Here is a 726-nt window from a genome sequence, read left to right on the forward strand (position 1 = left end):
GTATGGGTCAGGATGAAATCCGTCTCCGGGTTTTCCTCGACCAGATCAGCGCCGTCGCGCATCTGTTGCGGGAAGAGTTGGAGGTCGAAGGAAAGGCCATAATCCTTTAAACGAGCAACGTTTTTCCGCACGGCGGGATCGACAACCTGACGGGCATCGGAAGCAAAGCGGTATTCCGGCGTCTCGTGCCAATGAAGCTGCATACGCACGCCGCGCAAGAGCGGATAGCGCGCGAGCCGATCCAGTTGCGGCCTCACATCGTCGACACTCATGTCTGCATAGCCGACAATGGCATGGGGCCAGCCGGTTTCTTCTGCGGTTTTCTGGACCCAGGCGACTTCCTTCTCGAAATCCTGCTTGGCCCAGTTGGTCTGGACGTAGACGGCTTTCTCGACGCCGGAGCCTTCATTGTCGGCGAGGAATTCCTCTATCGGATAGTCGCGGCGGATGGGTTCGTAGGGACCGAAAATGCGCGGCACCATATCTCCGACCAGCCACGGCAAATCCTGCTGCCGCCAGATGTGGAAATGCGAGTCGATGATTTTCTGCATCAGGAAACCTCCCGCCAGATTGCTTGTGCCGTCGCCGCAGGGCGCGCGAGCGACAGGATGAAATCGGTAAGCGTTGCGATGGACGAGCCGTCCACCAGATCGTCGAGCATGGGCAGGACCGCGCGCAAGGCTGTCGTCTGCGGACGAAATCGCGGATCGCCTGCAAGCGGTGTGC

1 protein-coding gene is annotated in these 726 nt (G+C 59.5%); it reads right to left on the reverse strand.

Annotated elements, in window-relative coordinates; translation table 11 throughout:
* Nucleotides 1-551, reverse strand: a 551-nt coding sequence (locus AB1462_RS31445; protein WP_367248961.1) for an amidohydrolase, incomplete at its 3' end; no start/stop codon positions are given.
* Nucleotides 552-726 lie beyond the last annotated feature (175 nt).

Source organism: Pseudomonas sp. SB113 (assembly GCF_040754745.1).
GTDB classification, from domain to species: domain Bacteria; phylum Pseudomonadota; class Gammaproteobacteria; order Pseudomonadales; family Pseudomonadaceae; genus Aquipseudomonas; species Aquipseudomonas grimontii.